The organism is Riemerella anatipestifer, from assembly GCF_035666175.1.
Classification (GTDB): domain Bacteria; phylum Bacteroidota; class Bacteroidia; order Flavobacteriales; family Weeksellaceae; genus Riemerella; species Riemerella anatipestifer_D.
Genome location: NZ_CP142016.1, coordinates 397,704 through 417,113, shown reverse-complemented (window position 1 = coordinate 417,113; position 19,410 = coordinate 397,704). Strand labels below are relative to the sequence as shown.

Annotated in this window: 12 protein-coding genes and 2 pseudogenes; 12 read left to right on the top strand and 2 right to left on the bottom strand. The window is 36.4% G+C overall.

Going from position 1 to position 19,410, the window contains the following annotated elements:
* Positions 1–121 precede the first annotated feature (121 nt).
* Positions 122–1,213, top strand: a complete 1,092-nt coding sequence (gene ychF, locus VIX88_RS02000) for a redox-regulated ATPase YchF (RefSeq protein ID WP_214193982.1) — start codon at positions 122–124, stop codon at positions 1,211–1,213.
* Positions 1,214–1,289: 76 nt separating this feature from the next.
* Here ychF and fsa read toward each other — a convergent pair whose 3' ends face one another.
* Positions 1,290–1,943: a fructose-6-phosphate aldolase gene (fsa, locus tag VIX88_RS01995; RefSeq protein WP_014938906.1), complete on the bottom strand. Its 654-nt coding sequence runs from the start codon at positions 1,941–1,943 to the stop codon at positions 1,290–1,292.
* Between the two features lie 124 nt (positions 1,944–2,067).
* Between fsa and VIX88_RS01990 the strand changes: the two genes are divergently transcribed.
* The 7 genes from VIX88_RS01990 to VIX88_RS01960 all read left to right on the top strand — a co-directional run bounded on the left by VIX88_RS01990 (position 2,068) and on the right by VIX88_RS01960 (position 10,631).
* Complete coding sequence (locus tag VIX88_RS01990) at positions 2,068–2,886, top strand: enoyl-ACP reductase FabI (protein WP_004919236.1); 819 nt, start codon at positions 2,068–2,070, stop codon at positions 2,884–2,886.
* Between the two features lie 165 nt (positions 2,887–3,051).
* Positions 3,052–4,056 (top strand): peptidylprolyl isomerase, encoded by a 1,005-nt coding sequence (locus VIX88_RS01985; protein ID WP_185126656.1) that lies wholly within the window; start codon positions 3,052–3,054, stop codon positions 4,054–4,056.
* 222 nt (positions 4,057–4,278) lie between these two features.
* On the top strand, positions 4,279–4,728 hold the full coding sequence (locus tag VIX88_RS01980; RefSeq protein ID WP_064970168.1) for a MarR family winged helix-turn-helix transcriptional regulator: 450 nt from the start codon (positions 4,279–4,281) through the stop codon (positions 4,726–4,728).
* Between the two features lie 24 nt (positions 4,729–4,752).
* Entirely contained in the window at positions 4,753–7,158 is a 2,406-nt protein-coding gene (locus VIX88_RS01975; RefSeq protein WP_214193981.1) for a 3-hydroxyacyl-CoA dehydrogenase/enoyl-CoA hydratase family protein, read from the top strand.
* A 133-nt stretch (positions 7,159–7,291) separates the two neighbouring features.
* Positions 7,292–7,588, top strand: a complete 297-nt coding sequence (locus VIX88_RS01970) for a four helix bundle protein (RefSeq protein ID WP_307846890.1) — start codon at positions 7,292–7,294, stop codon at positions 7,586–7,588.
* A 35-nt stretch (positions 7,589–7,623) separates the two neighbouring features.
* Positions 7,624–8,802, top strand: a complete 1,179-nt coding sequence (locus VIX88_RS01965; protein ID WP_064970166.1) for a thiolase family protein — start codon at positions 7,624–7,626, stop codon at positions 8,800–8,802.
* 50 nt (positions 8,803–8,852) lie between these two features.
* A complete protein-coding gene (locus VIX88_RS01960) occupies positions 8,853–10,631 on the top strand; it encodes an acyl-CoA dehydrogenase family protein (protein ID WP_064970165.1) in 1,779 nt (592 codons plus the stop codon).
* A gap of 82 nt (positions 10,632–10,713) precedes the next feature.
* Here VIX88_RS01960 and VIX88_RS01955 read toward each other — a convergent pair whose 3' ends face one another.
* A complete protein-coding gene (locus VIX88_RS01955; RefSeq protein ID WP_214193980.1) occupies positions 10,714–13,008 on the bottom strand; it encodes a transglutaminase domain-containing protein in 2,295 nt (764 codons plus the stop codon).
* 154 nt (positions 13,009–13,162) lie between these two features.
* Here VIX88_RS01955 and VIX88_RS01950 point away from each other — a divergent pair.
* From VIX88_RS01950 to VIX88_RS01935, 4 genes and pseudogenes are all read left to right on the top strand, one after another.
* Positions 13,163–14,711 (top strand): annotated as a pseudogene (locus VIX88_RS01950) (type I restriction-modification system subunit M).
* Positions 14,708–15,859: a restriction endonuclease subunit S gene (locus VIX88_RS01945; protein ID WP_153926860.1), complete on the top strand. Its 1,152-nt coding sequence runs from the start codon at positions 14,708–14,710 to the stop codon at positions 15,857–15,859. The pseudogene VIX88_RS01950 and the gene VIX88_RS01945 overlap by 4 nt, the downstream one beginning before the upstream one ends.
* Before the next feature lie 63 nt (positions 15,860–15,922).
* A complete protein-coding gene (locus VIX88_RS01940; RefSeq protein ID WP_064971256.1) occupies positions 15,923–16,276 on the top strand; it encodes a four helix bundle protein in 354 nt (117 codons plus the stop codon).
* 26 nt (positions 16,277–16,302) lie between these two features.
* Positions 16,303–19,408 (top strand): annotated as a pseudogene (locus VIX88_RS01935) (type I restriction endonuclease subunit R).
* Positions 19,409–19,410: the final 2 nt, after the last annotated feature.

Genomic DNA, 19,410 nt, shown 5'->3' with positions numbered 1-19,410 from the left:
AAGTAGAATATGCTTCACACAAAGTAATGAAAAAATCCTCAAATAACTTTAAAAAACAGATGTCTTATTTTTTAATCCAATCTTACTTAACTATATTTGCAAAATTATAATATATCTGATTATGAAATGTGGAATTGTAGGTTTGCCTAATGTAGGAAAATCAACCTTGTTTAACTGTCTTAGTAATGCAAAAGCACAGAGTGCTAACTATCCTTTCTGTACCATAGAGCCTAACTTAGGAACGGTATCTGTACCAGACCAGAGATTGTTTGAGTTGGAAAAATTGGTTAATCCAGAGCGAGTTCTTCCTGCAGTGGTGGAGATAGTGGATATAGCGGGACTGGTTAAAGGAGCGAGTAGAGGAGAAGGTTTAGGTAATCAGTTTTTGGCAAATATCCGTGAGTGTGAGGCTATTATCCATGTATTGAGATGTTTTGATAATGGGAATATCGTGCACGTAGAAGGTTCGGTGGACCCATTAAGAGATAAAGAAATTATAGATATAGAGCTACAACTAAAAGACATAGAAACTCTAACTAAAGCGGTAGAAAAAGCCAAGAAGTTTATAAAATCAGGAAAAAAAGAGGACATTTTAAAATACGAAACATTAAAAAGTATCTTAGAATTTGTAGAAAGCGGTAGAAATGCTCGTGAGTTTGAAACTGACGATATTACTCAGCCTATCATAGACGAAATACAATTATTAACTAAAAAGCCTGTGCTTTATCTTTGTAATGTAGATGAAAACTCTATTAAAAATGGCAACGAATGGATAAGTAAAGTAGAGGAAATGGCTCAAAAAGAAGGAGCGGAAGTGTTGGCTTTGGCAGCACAGATAGAGGCAGATATTAACGAGTTAGAAACCTACGAAGAACGCCAAATGTTCTTAGAAGAGTTAGGGCTAGAAGAGCCAGGAATTAACCGTCTTATCCGTAAAGCGTATGAACTTTTAAAGTTGCAAACTTATTTCACAGCAGGCGTAAAAGAGGTAAGAGCATGGACGATAGGTAAAGGTTGGACGGCACCTCAAGCGGCAGGAGTTATCCATACTGATTTTGAGAAAGGATTTATCCGTGCAGAAGTAATTAAGTACGAAGATTTCATCAATTACGGTTCGGAAGCTAAGGTAAAAGAAGCAGGTAAACTTTCTGTGGAAGGTAAAGAATATGTGGTACAAGACGGTGATATTATGCATTTTAGATTTAATGTTTAATATCTAAATCAAATAATAAAAAAATCCTCATAACTTAGTTGTGAGGATTTTTTGTTTTTAATTATGATGTTGTTTACTAGCCTAATTTCTGTGCATCAGCTACAAACTGTGCTAGACCATTATCCGTTAAAGGGTGTTTAAGTAAACTCAATATAGGAGCTAAAGGAGAAGTGATAACATCAGCACCTATCTTAGCACAATCTATAATGTGCATAGAATGTCTTATAGAAGCGGCTAGAATTTCAGTTTCAAACATATAGTTATCATATATCGTTCTGATTTCTTCTATTAAGTTAAGTCCATCGGTAGAGATGTCGTCTAGTCTCCCTAAGAAAGGCGATACATAAGTCGCTCCAGCCTTAGCTGCTAAAAGAGCTTGTCCTGCCGAAAATATTAAAGTGCAGTTAGTCTTAATACCTTTATCAGAAAAATACTTTATAGCTTTTATCCCGTCTTTTATCATTGGTATTTTCACTACGATATTAGGGTGGATAGCAGCTAATTCTTCACCTTCTTTTATCATTTCTTCATAAGTTGTAGAAAGTACCTCTGCCGAAATATCTCCATCTACCAATTCGCAAATGGTTTTGTAATGATTCATTATAGCTTCTTTCCCTTGTATACCTTCTTTAGCCATAAGGGAAGGGTTGGTAGTTACGCCATCTAAAATACCTAGATTTTTAGCTTCTTTAATTTGTTCAAGATTAGCGGTGTCGATAAAAAATTTCATTTTTAAATTAGATTTTTGTTTCAGCAAAGATAGTAATTTAATGTAAGAAGTCTAGTCAAATTTAGGGTAGATTGTAATCCCAATCTTATTTTTTTTATTATTTTTGTTGCTAAATAAAATAATTATGTCATACGGATTATTAAAAGGAAAAAAGGGAATTATATTTGGAGCTCTTAACGAGCAATCTATCGCTTGGAAAGTAGCAGAAAGATGTCATGAAGAAGGTGCTGAATTTATCTTATCTAATGCACCTATCGCTATGAGAATGGGGGAATTAAACGCTTTGGCAGAAAAAACAGGAGCAGAGGTCATTGGTGCAGACGCTACTTCTATGGAAGATTTAGAAAAACTTTTTGATGCTGCGATAGAAAAATTTGGAAAGCTAGATTTTATTTTACACTCTATAGGAATGTCGGTTAATGTAAGAAAAGGAAAACCTTATACTGACCTTAATTATAGCTTTTTAGAAAAAGGTTGGGATGTGTCGGCGGTTTCTTTCCATAAAGTTATGAAAACCGCTTGGGATAAAGATTGTATGAACGAGTGGGGCTCTATTTTAGCACTTTCTTACATTGCAGCTCAGAGAACTTTCCCAGACTATAACGATATGGCAGATAACAAATCTTATTTGGAGAGTATTGCGAGAAGCTTTGGGTATTATTGGGGTGAAAGAAAAGTAAGAGTAAACACCATATCACAATCTCCAACACCTACAACAGCAGGAAGTGGGGTAAAAGGCTTTGGAGGTTTCTTAGGTTATGCAGAAGATATGTCTCCATTAGGCAATGCAACAGCTTTAGATTGTGCTAACTACTGCGTGGCAATGTTTTCTGATTTAACAAGAAAGGTGACAATGCAAAACCTTTTCAATGATGGAGGATTTAGCAATACTGGGGTTTCTCAGAAGATAGTGGATAGGTATGACGAAAGTAAAGAAGATTAATCTACTATAATTGAAATAAAAGTAATACCGAGGCTAGATACTAAAGTTTCGGTATTTCGTTTTAACCATTCCCAAATTAAATTAACGATGAAAAAAGTCTTATCTTTGTGTGTTGCTTTATTAGCAATTTTATCATTAACTAATTGTAATCCTATATACAAAAAAATGAATATCGAAAAAGAATTTTACAACGCTCTTCCAGAGGGTGTTTATGCAAAAATGGAAACTTCTAAAGGAAGTATGATTATCCAATTTAACGACAAAGAATCTCCTGTAACCGTAGCTAACTTCGTAGGATTAGCACAAGGTACAATAGAAAATAAAGCTAAGAAAAAAGGAGAGCCTTACTATGATGGGATTATTTTCCATAGAGTTATCAAGGATTTTATGATTCAAGGAGGAGACCCAACGGGAACAGGAATGGGAGATCCTGGTTATAAATTTGATGACGAAAAGAATGATCTAAAACACGAGGGTAAAGGTTATCTTTCTATGGCTAATTCTGGTCCTAATACCAATGGTTCTCAGTTTTTTATTACAGAAGTGGCTACACCTTGGTTAGATGGTAAGCATACGGTGTTTGGTAAAGTAATACAAGGTTTAGAAGTTATAGATGCTATTGCTAATGTAGAAATAGGAGCACAACATAAGCCTAAGCAAGATGTAGTAATACAAAAGGTAGAGGTTTTCACTAAAGGTGATTCTTACAAAGATTATGATGCAGCAAAAGTATTTAATGAAGGTAAATCTAAAATCCAAGAAAGAAATAAAGCTTACACAACTAAAAAAGAAGCAGAGGCTGCTAGGAAATTAGAAGAATTAAAGGCAGGAATGACGGCTACAGCGTCTGGGCTTTTATATAAAATTACAAAATCTACTGAAGGTAAAGCTCCTAAAGCAGGTGATATGGTGGCAGTACACTATGCAGGAAGATTAACTAACGGACAAGAGTTTGATAACTCTTTTAAAAGAGGAGAACCAATAGAGTTTCCTGTGGGAACGGGTAGAGTAATCAAAGGTTGGGACGAAGGTATTATGCTTCTTAAAGAAGGAGAGCAAGCAACATTGCTTATCCCATCTAATTTAGCTTATGGAGAGAGAGGAGCAGGTGGTGTTATTCCGCCTAATGCGTGGCTATTATTTGATGTAGAATTGGTTAAGGTTAAATAGTTTATATCTTAATTATTATATTTTAAGGGCTTGGTGGTTTCCATCAAGCCCTTAATTTGTTATAAATCTGATGATTAGTTTCCGGGTATAAATTATTTTATATGTCTCGCATATTATTTATAATGTTGATTATTATTGATTTAACTTAAATTTAACATTTAATTATTATGCATGCATAGTATTTTGTATTATATTTGAAGTACAAAGTTTTTAGATATAAAAATGGAATCAAATAAAGACAAAATAGAAAACATAGATTTAATACTTAAATCCACTTGGTTAGCTGTTTCTAGAATGTATTCGGAGAAAGCTCAAGAGCATGATTCAACTACTGTACAGGCACTTACTTTGCTGAAGATAGACCCAAAGAACGGAACTAGAAGCACTAATTTAGGTCCTAAAATGGCAATAGAGCCTACTTCGCTTACAAGGATTATTAAGCTATTGGAGGATAATGGCTATATCTACAAGGATAAGTCATCTACAGATAAAAGAGAAGTTATCATTAAGCTAACTGAAAAGGGTTTAGAGTCTAGAAATTTATCCAAGGCGATGGTACTTAACTTTAATAAATTAATTCTTGAGAGAATTTCACCCGAAAAATTAGAGGTTTTTAAAGAGGTAACTAATGATATTGTGAAGATTGCCAACGAACTCAATCGTAAAAAATAAATAAAAAATAGAATTATACTTAATATGAAAAGAAGAATTAAACACATTACCGTTCTTGGTTCAGGAATTATGGGTGCTGGTATAGCGGCTCATTTTGCCAATATAGGTGTAGAGGTGCTTATGCTAGATATCGTTCCTTTTGAACTTACAGAAGCGGAGCAGAAAAAAGGTCTTACTAAAGAAGATAAAGCCTTTAGAAATAGAATTGCAACTGAAAATTTGGAGAAACTTAAAAAGGCAAGTCCTGCATTGCTTTACACTCCAAAATTTGCAGACAGAATAACGGTAGGTAACTTTGATGATGATATGTCTAAAATCAAAAATACAGACTGGATTATTGAGGTGGTAGTAGAGAGATTGGATATTAAAAAATCGGTTTACGAAAAGATAGAACAATACAGAAAAGAAGGTACATTAGTTTCTTCTAATACATCGGGTATTCCTATCCATCTTCTTACTGAGGGCAGAAGCGATGATTTTAAGAAATATTTTGCAGGAACACACTTTTTTAATCCAGTAAGATATTTACCACTTTTAGAAATTATTCCTACTCCAGAGACCGCTCCAGAAGTGGTAGATTTCTACATGGAATATGGGGCTAAATTTTTAGGGAAAACTACAGTTTTAGCGAAAGATACGCCAGCTTTTATTGCGAATAGAATAGGTGTTTTTGGTATGATGGATTTACTTCATAAAGTACAAAAACTAGGATTAAGTGTTTCTGATGTAGATAAACTAACAGGTCCAGTAATTGGTAGACCAAAATCTGCGACATTTAGAACGGCAGATGTGGTGGGGCTAGATACACTTGTGCATGTGGCTAATGGAGTTAGAGAAAGTGGAGCAGAGGCAGAAGAGTTCAAGGCGGTGTTCCAGTTGCCAGATTATATCCAAAAAATGATGGATAATAATTGGCTAGGTTCTAAAACAGAACAAGGTTTCTTTAAGAAAGTTAAAAATGCTGATGGCAAATCAGAGATATTAGGATTAAACTTAGATACCTTAGAGTACGAATTACAAGATAAATCCTCTTTTCCTACTTTAGAATTAACTAAAAATATTGATAAACCTATTGATAGATTTAAAGTTTTAATAGGTGGTAAAGATAAGGCAGGCGAGTTGTATCGCAGCACTTTGGGAGCTTTATTTGCTTATGTTTCTCACAAAGTTCCAGAAATTTCAGACGAAGTTTATAAGATAGATGATGCTATGCGTGCTGGATTTGGTTGGGAAAATGGACCTTTTGAAATTTGGGACGCTGTTGGGGTTCAGAAAGGTGTAGAATTGGCTAAAGAAGCTGGGTATGAAGTATCAGATTGGGTTAAATCTTTAGCAGAGCAAGGTAAGGCATTTTATCAAGTGAGTGAAGAAGGTCAAACTTTATACTTTGATAAAACTAAGGCAGATTATCAGTCTATACCAGGGCAAGATGCCTTTATCATTTTAGATAATATTAGAAAAAATAAAACGCTTTGGAGTAATTCTGGTTCGGCGATACAGTATTTAGGTGATGGTATCATCAACTTTGAAATTCGTTCTAAGATGAACTCTCTTGGAGGAGAAGTTTTAGACGGTCTTAACAGAGCGATAGACCTAGCAGAAAAGGAATACGATGGTCTAGTAGTGGCTAACCAAGGAGCTAATTTCTCGGTGGGTGCTAACTTAGCTATGATTTTGATGATGGCAATTGACCAAGATTGGGACGATTTGAATATGGCGATTGCTTATTTCCAAAAATCAATGATGAGGCTTCGTTACTCTTCAATACCAGTGGTGGTAGCTCCGTTTGGAATGACACTAGGTGGAGGTTGCGAGATGACGCTTCACGCTGACCGTGTGGTAGCTGCTGCAGAAACTTACATTGGTCTAGTAGAAGTAGGTGTAGGTGTTATCCCAGGCGGTGGTGGTACTAAAGAAATGACTTTAAGAACCATGAAACAAATGTCTAAAGACGATGTTAAAAATAACCGTCTAAGAGATGCCTTTATGAATATTGCTATGGGTAAAGTGGCTACTTCGGCTTACGAGGCTTATGATATGGATATTCTTCAGCATGGTAAAGACTTTGTGGTAGTCAATAAAAATAGACAGATTGCAGAGGCTAAAAAAGTAGCATTACTAATGGCAGAACAAGGTTATACACAGCCTGTTTCTGAGAAAGTTAGGGTTTTAGGTAAAGATGCGTTAGGTATGTTCTATGTGGGTACAGACCAAATGCTTACAGGTAATTTCATTTCTGAACATGATAAGAAAATTGCAGATAAGTTAGCTTTTGTAATGGCAGGAGGAAATCTTTCTGAAGAAACTTTAGTTATAGAACAGTACCTTCTTAACTTAGAGAGAGAGACTTTCTTACAGCTTTGTGGAGAGAGAAAAACTTTAGAGCGTATCCAATTTATGCTTCAAAAAGGAAAACCATTAAGAAATTAATTTTTGTTAGATGTTGGATATGAGATTTTAGACATTGTAAATTGATACTAAATGAGTGCACATCAATTGAATAAATTAGTAGTTTGAAAAGGCTATCGCTTTAGCTAAGGAGATTTACCTTATTAGTGAAGCGTTGCCTACGGACGAAAAATTTGGATTGACCTCACAGATGAAAAGGTGTGCTATTTCTATACCTTCTAATATTGCAGAAGGAGCGGGAAGAAATAATCCGAAAGAGTTTATTCATTTTCTAGGAATAGCTTCGGGGTCTTGTTACGAACTAGAAACTCAGCTTATTTTATTATCAGAATTACAAATGAAAAACAATCAAGACATAATGCCTACGTTACAACATTTAACAGAAATACAAAAGATGATTTATAAATTAAAATCAAGTTTAACTTCAAAAGGATTAGAATCTAAACTCTAAGTTCTAAAATCTAATCTCTAAAATTTAATAAATATATGAAAACAGCATACATAATAAAAGGTTACAGAACAGCTGTAGGCAAGGCACCTAAAGGGTCTTTAAGATTTACAAGACCAGATGTGATGGCAGCTAAAGTAATAGAAAAACTGATGAGCGATGTGCCTCAGTTAGACAAAGATAGAATAGATGACCTCATAGTGGGGAATGCAATGCCAGAGGCAGAACAAGGGCTTAATATAGCGAGGCTGATTTCGCTTATGGGGCTTAATACAGATAAAGTTCCAGGAGTTACGGTGAACAGATACTGTGCTTCAGGGTCTGAAGCTATTGCAATTGCTTCGGCTAAAATTCAGGCAGGTATGGCAGATTGTATTATTGCAGGAGGAACGGAATCTATGAGTTTTATCCCAATGGGTGGGTACAAGCCTGTACCAGAGACGGATATCGCTAAGTCTAATCCTGACTACTATTGGGGAATGGGCTATACAGCAGAAGCGGTGGCAAAACAATACAATATCAGTAGAGAGGAGCAAGATTTATTCGCTTTTGAATCACACCAAAAAGCATTAAAAGCATTGGCGGAAAATAAATTTGCCAATCAAATTGTGCCTATTCCAGTAGAATATACCTTCCTTGATGAAAATCAAAAGTTACAAACTAAATCTTTTGATTTCTCTGTGGACGAAGGTCCTAGAAAAGATACTTCTTTAGAAAGTTTGGCTAAACTAAGACCTGTATTTGCAAATGGTGGAAGCGTTACGGCGGGGAATTCATCACAAATGTCAGATGGAGCAGCGTTTGTTATTGTAATGTCTGAGGATATGGTAAAAGAATTAGGTTTACAGCCTGAAGCAAGGTTAGTATCTTATGCGGCGGCAGGTCTAGAACCGAGAATTATGGGTATGGGACCAGTATATGCTATTCCAAAAGCACTTAAACAAGCAGGATTACAACTTAAAGATATAGATTTAATAGAGCTTAACGAAGCATTTGCTTCTCAATCGGTAGCGATTAAAAAGGAGTTAGACCTTAATCCTGAGATTGTAAATGTGAATGGAGGTGCTATTGCGTTAGGACACCCGCTAGGTTGTACAGGTACTAAACTTACCGTTCAGCTTTTGGACGAAATGAGACAAAGAGGCAGCAAATACGGTATGGTAACTATGTGCGTAGGAACAGGACAGGGAGCTGCAAGTATTTTTGAGCTTTTATAAGAGTTCAAAATGATTTAATATTTAATAATACAACACTTAAAATTTACAAAATGAGTACAATACTAAAAGGAGGAGAATTTTTAATTAAAGAAACTCCAGCAACACAAATTTTCTCAATAGAGGAACTTTCAGAAGAACAAAAAATGCTTAGAGACTCTGCTAAGGAGTTTATAGATAGAACCGTAATCCCAAATAGGGAGCGTTTCGAAAAGAAAGATTATGCTTTCACTGAAGAGTGTATGAAAGAAATCGGAGCTATGGGCTTTTTAGGAATTTCGGTTCCTGAGTCTTATGGTGGTTTGGGTATGGGCTTTGTAACCACTATGTTGGCTTGTGATTATCTGTCGGGAGCTACGGGGTCTTTGGCTACGGCATACGGAGCGCATACAGGTATCGGTACACTACCTATTTTACTTTACGGAACGGAAGCTCAAAAACAAAAATACCTACCAGACTTAGCTACGGGGGCTAAATTTGGAGCTTACTGCCTTACAGAGCCAGATGCAGGGTCTGATGCCAACAGCGGAAAAACTAAGGCAAGACTTTCAGAAGATGGTAAACATTATATCATCAACGGTCAAAAAATGTGGATTTCTAATGCAGGTTTTGCAGATACTTTCACTTTCTTTGCTAAAATAGATGACGACAAAAATATCACTGGGTTTGTGGTTAATCGTTCCGAGTTAGAAAATCCAGAAAGTCTAACTTTCGGAGAGGAAGAGCATAAACTTGGTATTCGTGCTTCTTCTACGCGTCAGGTATTCTTTAACGATATGAAAGTACCTGTAGAGTGTCTTTTAGGAGAGAGAAACAATGGGTTTAAAATTGCTCTTAACGCTCTTAACGTGGGTAGAATTAAACTTGCTGCAGCTTGTTTAGATGCTCAAAGAAGAATCCTTAACTATTCTATCCAATACGCTAACGAGAGAAAGCAGTTCGGAACTTCTATCTCTACTTTTGGGGCTATTCGTAAGAAAGTAGCTGAAATGGCAACAGGTATATTTGTGAGTGAAGCCGGTTCTTACCGTGCGGCTAAAGATGTTCAGGATAAAATAGATGAACTTGTAGCAGGAGGAATGAACCACCAAGAGGCAGAGCTTAAAGGGGTAGAAGAGTATGCAGTGGAATGTTCTATATTAAAAGTATTCGTGTCTGATTTGTTGCAACACTCGGCTGATGAGGGGATTCAGATTTTTGGAGGAATGGGCTTCTCGGAAGATACGCCAATGGAAGCAGCTTGGAGAGACTCTAGAATTTCTAGAATCTACGAAGGAACCAACGAAATTAATCGACTACTCGCAGTAGGTATGTTGATTAAAAAAGCCATGAAAGGGCAAATAGACCTAATGTCTCCAGCAATGGCAGTAGGTAAGGAGTTGATGTCTATTCCATCTTTTGAAACGCCAGATTATTCTGCATTTATGAGTGAGGAAAAGGCGATGATTGCTAACCTTAAAAAGGTTTTCCTAATGGTTTCAGGAGCGGCTTTACAGAAGTATATGATGGATATTGAAAAACAACAGCATCTTCTACTAAATGCATCTGAAATTCTTAACCAAATTTATATGGCGGAGTCTGCTATTTTAAGAGCAGAGAAGCATTATGCACCAGATTCTGCAGAGGCAGCAATGGCACAGTTGAATCTTTATAAAGCAGTAGAGAAGATTATTGTATCTGCTAAAGAAGGTATTGTATCTTTTGCAGAAGGCGATGAGCAAAGAATGATGCTTTCTGGTCTTAGAAGATTTACTAAATATACCAACACTCCTAATGTAATTGCTCTTACTGAAAAAGTAGCGAAACATTTTATTGAAAAAGGAGGATATTAGTTAAATGTGATTGTTTAACCAAAATTAAAAGGTCAGGGTTTTTATAACTCTGACCTTTTTTATATGGAATACTAAAAAATCCTTAATTCGCTTTGACGGATAGTGGTATTGTATAGCTTTTTCTTAGAGCTCTCAGCTTCTGAAATAACGCATTTGCCTGATTATGGTTCGCTGGAGTAGTTTCTATAAGTCTTTCTCCTTCTTTTATAGCGTTGGTTAGTTCCACTCTGCGAGGATCTTTAGGCGAAAAATAATCTTCTTCCCCATGATAATAGAGATCTCTAAGTTTAGATAAAGCTAATTCTGCTTTTAATGCTACTATCCCACTGAAATTATTAGTGATAGGTTTGCTTGTATCGGTTGTTAGAACAAAATTACTGCTTGTAATGTCTATAAAGGATACCTGTCTTTCTTGAGTGAAGTTATTCCCATTGTAATCCATGGAGCATACATAGTATTTGCCAGAGATATAGTCTATAAAATAAATTTTGTCTTTACCGTAATAGATTTTGTCCATATTTGCTACTTTAGAGGAAACACCTGTTGTTTTTAATATGGTTTTATTAGAACCATCGAAATTGCTTCTGATGATTTGTGTGTGTGTCCCTTCTAGAGAGAGATAATACCAAAAGCCATCTATATATTTGGCTTCAGATTTTGTAAGCCCTTTACTTAAATCATATCTTCTGAAGACATAATTTGATGTGTCAAATTTATTTCCTGAAGGAATTCTTACAACATCTCTTAGATTATTATGAGGAACAGGATGTTTTAAGGTTTCATAAAATAACTGATCTGATGTTAAGAAATGTTGATTAGAACTGCCTTCGTTTTTTCGGAGAAAATTATCCGCATCATCAAAGGTTGCATCTACATTGTACCAGTTATTATCAATTAATATACGGTTCCACATGTGTCCACTAGTTGAAGGTAACGGACCGGTAACATAATGGGTTTTTATGCCTAGACTGTTCATCAGTAATGAAAATGAAAGGCTATATCCTTGGCAAACGGCTTTGTTATTAAGGAATACTCCCAATGCTGAGAAGGAGTTATAGGCGTGATGGATAGGGCCATCATTATACTGCCCATATTTAGTTCGTGCAGTAATGAGCTGGTGCATGGTATAGGCTATTTCTTCATCACTCATGTTGATATCCAGATGAGAGTAGTATTCTTCCATAGCTTTTTCTAAGCTGCTAAAGGTTTCATCAAGATAATTAAGATCAGTAGAATAGGCAGGTATATAATAATTTAAGAATGTAGGATTGTCTAGCTGTATAGCATATCCCATGTTACCATCAATTTTCAAGTGGAATAACAAAGGGTTATTCCATGAGATATTAGTATAAAACTTTTCTGCATCTTCTTTTGGTATATTGAGCTCTTTTACATCTATTTGTTTCCCTCCTCTGAGGATAGAGTTAAACAGACTTCTATAAATTTGCTCATCTCGTGTAAGAATGGGTTGTGAGATATCTTCTACGGTGTCTGTATAGTTACAATCAACTTGGTAGATGCCATAACATTTTGGGCTTTTAATCAGTCTTATAATAGCTCTTCTCATATTATCATTAGAGAATTGTTGGTCGGTATTATGAGAGCCTCCATCTATTGCAAAAAAGTAGATAGGGTGAGTGCTATGAGAGTATTCTCTAAAGTAAAAATCTTTATCCGAAGTAGGGCTGCTGCCTTTGAGATATTTAATTTCTGTAGGTTGAGTTAGCCCTGAGTAGTTAGCCCATTTACTCACGGTTGTTTTTATAGATTCAAAGGTTAGTGGGGCAACTTGGTATTTCCCTTGTCCTCCTTGGTAAGGTACTACTTCATCTGCTATGCCGTGAACGAAAATCATGGGAACTTTAGCTGCCGAGGAGGAGATAGTGTGCCCCTCTTCAAAACTCATAGAGCGAATAAGAGCAGCTTTAAATAAATCAGTTTCTTCTAGCATTTTCATTGCCATAGCTCCTCCGTTGCTAAAACCATAAACATATACTTTCTGTGGATTAAAACCGATGCTTAATCTAGTTTTAACATCATTATATACATTTTTGATGTACTCTACATCGTTTACTAAACCCAAATTACTGGTAACACTCCAAGAGTTCCAAGCTCTATAATTAGAAACCATATTCCCTTCTGGTCTTACAGAAATATACTGTAACTCATCTACCAAGTCTTGGTTGTGCATTTGGTTTCTATCTTGATTAAAAGAATGTAGCTCAAATATTATAGGGTATTGTTTAGAAGAGCTATAATTACTAGGCGTGGTAACATCGTAGCTTCTTCCCAAAACCGTATAAGTTTGGACTTTAGGCTGTAATTGTGCTGTTATAAAAATTGGTGAAAATGATAATAAAAAAAGAGATTTCCTCATGAATTAAAGTTTGATGCAAAGTTACGAAATATCGTTAAATAGGAGCTTGTGTGTTGTTTTAACTTTTAGAAAATTTACGCAATAGAAATACTTAAACCGTTTTTATATTGAAGAAAATAGAGTTATCTTAGCGGATTAAAATATAGTAGAAAATATGACAAACATAGCACAGCGACAGCAATTACAAAACAATATTTGGAAAATTGCCAATGAAGTTAGAGGTGCGGTTGATGGCTGGGACTTTAAACAATTTGTTTTAGGGACGCTTTTTTACCGTTTTATCAGTGAGAATTTTGCTAACTATATAGAGGCTGGAGATGAAAGTATCAATTATGCAGCATTACCCGATGAGGTTATTACCCCAGAAATAAAAGAAGATGCCATTAAAACGAAAGGCTATTTTATTTATCCTAGTCAGTTGTTTGTGAATATTGCTAAACATGCCAATACCAATCCTAACCTGAATACCGATTTAAAAGCCATTTTTGACGCCATCGAAAGCTCGGCTAACGGCTATCCTTCGGAGTCAGACATTAAGGGATTATTTGCTGATTTTGATACCACAAGCACAAGGTTGGGCAATACCGTAGAACAAAAGAATGCTCGTTTAGCAGCCGTATTAAAGGGGGTAGAGGAGCTAAATTTCGGTAATTTTGAGGAAAATCATATCGATCTCTTTGGTGATGCGTATGAGTTTCTTATTTCTAATTATGCGGCTAATGCAGGGAAGTCGGGTGGGGAGTTTTTCACGCCGCAACATGTGTCCAAACTTATAGCTCGTTTGGCGATGCATAAGCAACAAAAGGTTAACAAAATCTATGATCCCGCAGCAGGTTCGGGGTCTTTACTGCTCCAAGCTAAAAAAACATTTTGACAACCATATTATTGAGGAAGGTTTTTTCGGGCAGGAAATCAATCATACCACTTACAACCTTGCGCGTATGAATATGTTTCTGCATAATATCAATTACGACAAATTTGAGATTGTACTTGGCGATACCCTTACGGCACCGCAATTTGGCAATCAAAAACCTTTTGATGCTATTGTGTCTAACCCTCCGTATTCGATAAAGTGGATTGGAAGTGATGACCCTACATTAATTAACGACGAGCGTTTTGCTCCAGCGGGTGTGTTAGCTCCTAAATCTAAGGCAGATTTTGCCTTTGTACTGCACGCCTTGAGTTATCTTTCAGCGAAAGGCAGGGCGGCTATTGTCTGTTTCCCTGGTATTTTTTATCGTGGCGGTGCAGAGCAGAAAATCAGAAAGTATTTGGTGGACAATAACTATGTGGAAACCGTTATTTCTTTGGCTCCTAATATGTTTTATGGTACTTCTATCGCAGTAAATATTTTGGTGCTTTCTAAACATAAAACCGACAATAAAACCCAGTTTATTGATGCCAGCGGAGAAGACTTCTTTAAGAAAGTAACCAATAATAATGTGTTGGAAGACCACCATATTGAGCGTATTATAGACATCTTTGACACCAAAGAAGAGGTGCCGTATGTATCGGCAACCGTAGATAACGCTAAAATTGCCGATAACGATTACAACCTATCTGTAAGCTCTTATGTAGAGGCAAAGGATACCCGAGAAGAGATAGATATTAAAATCCTAAATGAAGAAATTGCCCAAACCGTAGATAAGATAAACCAACTGCGTACAGAGATTGACATCATTATAAAGGAGATTGAGCTATGAGTTATTTAGATAAATTATTACAAGGGACTGAGGTAGAATGGAAGACATTAGGAGAGGTAGCAGAAATAGGTACAGGAAGTTCAAATCGACAAGATGAAGATGAAAATGGGATATATCCATTTTATGTTCGTTCAAAAAATATTTTAAGTGCTAACTCTTATGAATTTGATGAAATTGCTGTTATAGTACCAGGAGAAGGTGGAATCGGTGATATTTTTCATTATGTAGAAGGCAAATATGCACTACATCAGCGAGCGTATAGAATTCATATTATAGACAATGTGATAATTGGGAAATTTTTTTACTATGTAATGACTTGTCATTTTAAAAAGTATATTCTATCAAAAAGTGTTGGCTCTACTTCAGTATCAATTAGAAAACCAATGTTGGAAAAATTCTCAATCCCCATTCCTCCACTTTCGGTGCAAGAGGAGATTGTTCGTATTTTGGATAAGTTTACAGCGCTGGAAGCGGAGCTGGACTGCCGTAAACGGCAGTATGAATACTACCGCGACCATCTGCTCACCGTTAATGAACAAGGGCTGATGAATAACCAAAAAGTGGAGTGGAAAACTTTTGGGGATACAAGTATATTTGAAGTATCTTCTGGGGGAACACCCTCAAAATCCCAAAAAAAATTTTGGGAAGGAGGAAACATTCCTTGGCTTAAATCAGAATCATGTAATAATGAGTCCGTTCATTCTGCAAAAAATTTTATTACAGAGTTAGGGTTAAAGCAATCAAGTGCCAAACTTTTAAGTAGAAATACAACTCTCATGGCTTTAGTTGGTGCAACCATTTTTAAAACAGCATTTTTAGAATTCGAAGCTACAACCAATCAAAATATTGCATCTATTAAATCATTAAATCAAGATGTTGTAAATGATAAGTTTGTATTTTATTATATGACAAATTTGTATGAAACTCTCAAATCAGAAATGAGAAGTTATAGTATGTTAAATCTTACAACATTGAGACAATTTAAAGTGCCTATTCCACCAATAGAAGAACAAGAGCGTATTGTGGCGATATTAGATAAATTTGATACCCTTGCCCACTCCATTAGTGAAGGGCTACCGAAAGAAATAGAACTCCGTAAAAAACAATACGAATATTATAGAGATCAGTTGTTAAGTTTTAATGGTTAATTATCAATGATGAAGGGTTAATACTTTATGACTAACAACTAATAATTTACAATTAAATAAAAAATGGATAATGTGTTAAAGAAAAAAAGTTTTGATTTTGCAGTTCGCATCGTAAATCTTTTCAAGTATCTCACTGGAGAAAAGAAAGAATTTATACTCTCTAAACAAATACTTAGAAGCGGAACTTCTGTAGGTGCAATGGTAAGAGAAGCAGAACATGCACAAAGCAAAGCCGATTTTATTAACAAGTTATCTGTTGCACAAAAAGAAATCAATGAAACCATTTATTGGTTAGAATTGCTGTACTCCACGCAATATTTATCCACAGAACTATTTAAAAGTCTTAATACAGATGCCATAGAAATTATAAAACTAGTTACAAGTATATTAAAAACCACTAAATCAAAACTTCATTAACCATTAGCAACTAATAACTAACAACTATGTATAAGCCTATTGCAGAATCCAATCATTTTATCGTATTAGATAATTACACTAAATATTCTGAAGTCAACGATCCGCCAGCATCTTACCAAACCGAAGCCCAGCTTGAGCAGGAGTTTATCCAAGATTTGGTGAATCAAGGGTATGAATACCGTACCGACCTCCACACTTATGAAGACTTATTAGCGAATGTAAGAATACAATTACAGGAGCTGAATCATGTTACCTTTTCCGATGCCGAATGGCTACGGTTTGTAAAAGAGTATCTCGATAAGTCCAGCGATAACCTTGTTGAGAAAACCCGAAAAATCCACGATGATTATATCTATGATTTTGTATTTGATGACGGGCGTATCCAAAACATTTATTTGGTAGATAAAGCGAATGTATCACGAAACAAAATACAGGTCATCTCTCAATTTGAGCAGAAAGGCAAACACCTTAACCGCTATGATGTTACTATTTTGGTTAACGGACTTCCTTTGGTACAGGTAGAACTAAAAAGGCGTGGTATGCCTATCCGTGAGGCTTTTAACCAAGTCCATCGTTACAGCAAAGAAAGTTTCAACAGCGAAAACTCGCTTTACAAATATGTGCAGATTTTCGTAATATCTAACGGTACGGATAGCCGTTACTTTGCCAACACCACCAAACGGGATAAAAACAGTTTCGACTTTACCATGAACTGGGCAAGGGCAGACAATACCATCCATCATTAAAGATCTTAAAGACTTTACGGCTACCTTTTTCCAAAAGCACACTTTGCTGAAGGTATTACTTACCTATTCAGTTTTTGATACTAGCAATACGCTCCTTATCATGAGACCATACCAAATAGCGGCAGTGGAGCGGATTCTTTGGAAGATTGAAAGCGCATACCAAGCCAAAAAATGGTCAACCACCGAAGGTGGGGGCTATATATGGCATACCACGGGCTCGGGCAAAACGCTTACCAGTTTTAAAGCGGCAAGATTAGCCACCCAGTTAGAGTTTATAGACAAAGTGTTCTTTGTGGTCGATCGTAAGGATTTAGATTTCCAAACGATGAAGGAGTATCAAAAGTTTTCTCCCGATAGCGTTAACGGGTCTGAAAGTACCGCAGGGCTTAAAAGAAATATTGAGAAAGCCGATAATAAGATTATTGTTACCACTATACAGAAGCTCAATAACCTTATGAGGAGCGAGGATAACTTGCCGATTTATGATAAGCAAGTGGTTTTTATTTTTGATGAAGCCCACCGCTCGCAGTTTGGGGAAGCTCAAAAAAACTTAAAGAAGAAGTTTAAAAAATTCTATCAGTTTGGTTTTACGGGGACGCCCATTTTCCCAGACAATACTTTAGGCTCAGAAACTACTGCTAGTGTATTTGGTAGGGAGTTGCATTCGTATGTGATTACTGATGCCATTAGAGATGAAAAGGTACTGAAGTTTAAAGTGGACTACAATAATGTCCGCCCAAAGTTCCGAACCATTGAAACTGAACAAGACGAGAAGAAACTAAGTGCTGCCGAAACTAAGGAAGCCTTACAACATCCGGCAAGAATTAAGGAAATCTCTCAGTATATTTTACAAAACTTCCGCATAAAAACCCACCGAAATAAGGGGAGTAACAGCGGTTTTAATGCCATGTTTGCGGTGAGTAATGTGGACGCAGCAAAGCACTATTACGAAGAGCTGAACCGTTTGCAGGCAGGGGTTGAAAAACCGTTAAAAATTGCTACCATATTCTCTTTTGCGGCTAATGAAGAACAGAGTGCTGTGGGAGAAATACCCGATGAGAACTTTGAGCCTTCTGCACTCAACTCTACCGCTAAAGAGTTTCTAACGAAAGCCATTCAGGATTATAACACACTGTTTAAAACCAATTATAGTGTGGATGGTAAGGAGTTTCAAAACTATTACCGAGATCTGTCCAATCGGGTAAAGGGTAAAGAGATTGACTTGATTATTGTGGTGGGCATGTTCCTTACGGGGTTTGATGCACCTACTTTAAACACACTTTTTGTGGATAAAAATTTGCGTTACCACGGGCTTATACAGGCTTTCTCTCGCACCAACCGTATCTATAATGCCACTAAGACTTTTGGAAATATTGTAACCTTCCGAGATTTGGAACAGGCTACGATAGACGCCATTACGCTTTTTGGGGATCATAATACTAAAAATGTGGTGCTTGAAAAAAGCTATCAGGAGTATTTACAAGGTTTTACCGATTTCGTTACAGGAAAGGCACACAGAGGGTATATAGAAGTGGCAAAAGAGCTGAATGAAAAATTCCCGAAGGTGGACGACATCATAACGGAGAAAGACAAAAAAGAGTTTGTTAAACTTTTTGGCGAATATCTACGGGTAGAAAATATCTTACAGAATTACGATGAGTTTACCATTCTAAAAGAACTCCAAACTTTGGACCCTACAGATGCTGAGGCGGTAGAAAACTTTAAGGAAACTTATTTTGTAACCGATGAACAAATGGCATCGATGCAGGAGGTAGAAATGCTTAAAGACCGAGTGGTGCAAGATTACCGTTCTACTTACAACGACATACGCGACTGGTTAAGGAAGGAAAGGTCAGGAAAAGAAGCTGAAACCTCAACCCTTGACTGGGACGATGTGGTGTTTGAAATAGACTTACTGAAATCGCAAGAGATCAATATTGATTATATTTTTGAACTGCTTTTTGAGCATAATAAAAAGAAAAAAGACAAAGCGGCTTTGATTGAGGAGGTACGCAGGGTTATCCGTGCCAGTATAGGGCACAGAGCAAAAGAGAGCTTGATAGTTGATTTCATCAACGAAACCAATCTTGATGCTATTGAGGATAAAGCTGGTATTATGGAGGCTTTCTTTGCTTTTGCCCAAGACAGACAGAAAGCTGAAGCCGAGGCACTCATTGCGGAGGAGCACCTAAATGAGGCGGAAGCTAAACGCTACCTCACGATTTCTCTAAAGCGTGAAAAAGCCAGCGATAGCGGAACGGATCTCAATGCTCTATTGCCCAAGATGAGCCCTTTAAATCCACAATACCTTACCAAAAAGAAAAGTGTATTTCAGAAAATAACGGCATTTGTAGAAAAGTTTAAAGGAGTGGGTGGTGAACTTTAAAA

Excerpts from the sequence above, each read along its gene's own strand:
- ychF (WP_214193982.1), top strand. The coding sequence starts at position 122 with ATGAAATGTGGAATTGTAGGTTTGCCTAATGTAGGAAAATCAACCTTG.
- fsa (WP_014938906.1), bottom strand. The coding sequence starts at position 1,943 with ATGAAATTTTTTATCGACACCGCTAATCTTGAACAAATTAAAGAAGCT.
- VIX88_RS01990 (WP_004919236.1), top strand. The coding sequence starts at position 2,068 with ATGTCATACGGATTATTAAAAGGAAAAAAGGGAATTATATTTGGAGCT.
- VIX88_RS01985 (WP_185126656.1), top strand. The coding sequence starts at position 3,052 with ATGAATATCGAAAAAGAATTTTACAACGCTCTTCCAGAGGGTGTTTAT.
- VIX88_RS01980 (WP_064970168.1), top strand. The coding sequence starts at position 4,279 with ATGGAATCAAATAAAGACAAAATAGAAAACATAGATTTAATACTTAAA.
- VIX88_RS01975 (WP_214193981.1), top strand. The coding sequence starts at position 4,753 with ATGAAAAGAAGAATTAAACACATTACCGTTCTTGGTTCAGGAATTATG.
- VIX88_RS01965 (WP_064970166.1), top strand. The coding sequence starts at position 7,624 with ATGAAAACAGCATACATAATAAAAGGTTACAGAACAGCTGTAGGCAAG.
- VIX88_RS01960 (WP_064970165.1), top strand. The coding sequence starts at position 8,853 with ATGAGTACAATACTAAAAGGAGGAGAATTTTTAATTAAAGAAACTCCA.
- VIX88_RS01955 (WP_214193980.1), bottom strand. The coding sequence starts at position 13,008 with ATGAGGAAATCTCTTTTTTTATTATCATTTTCACCAATTTTTATAACA.
- VIX88_RS01945 (WP_153926860.1), top strand. The coding sequence starts at position 14,708 with ATGAGTTATTTAGATAAATTATTACAAGGGACTGAGGTAGAATGGAAG.
- VIX88_RS01940 (WP_064971256.1), top strand. The coding sequence starts at position 15,923 with ATGGATAATGTGTTAAAGAAAAAAAGTTTTGATTTTGCAGTTCGCATC.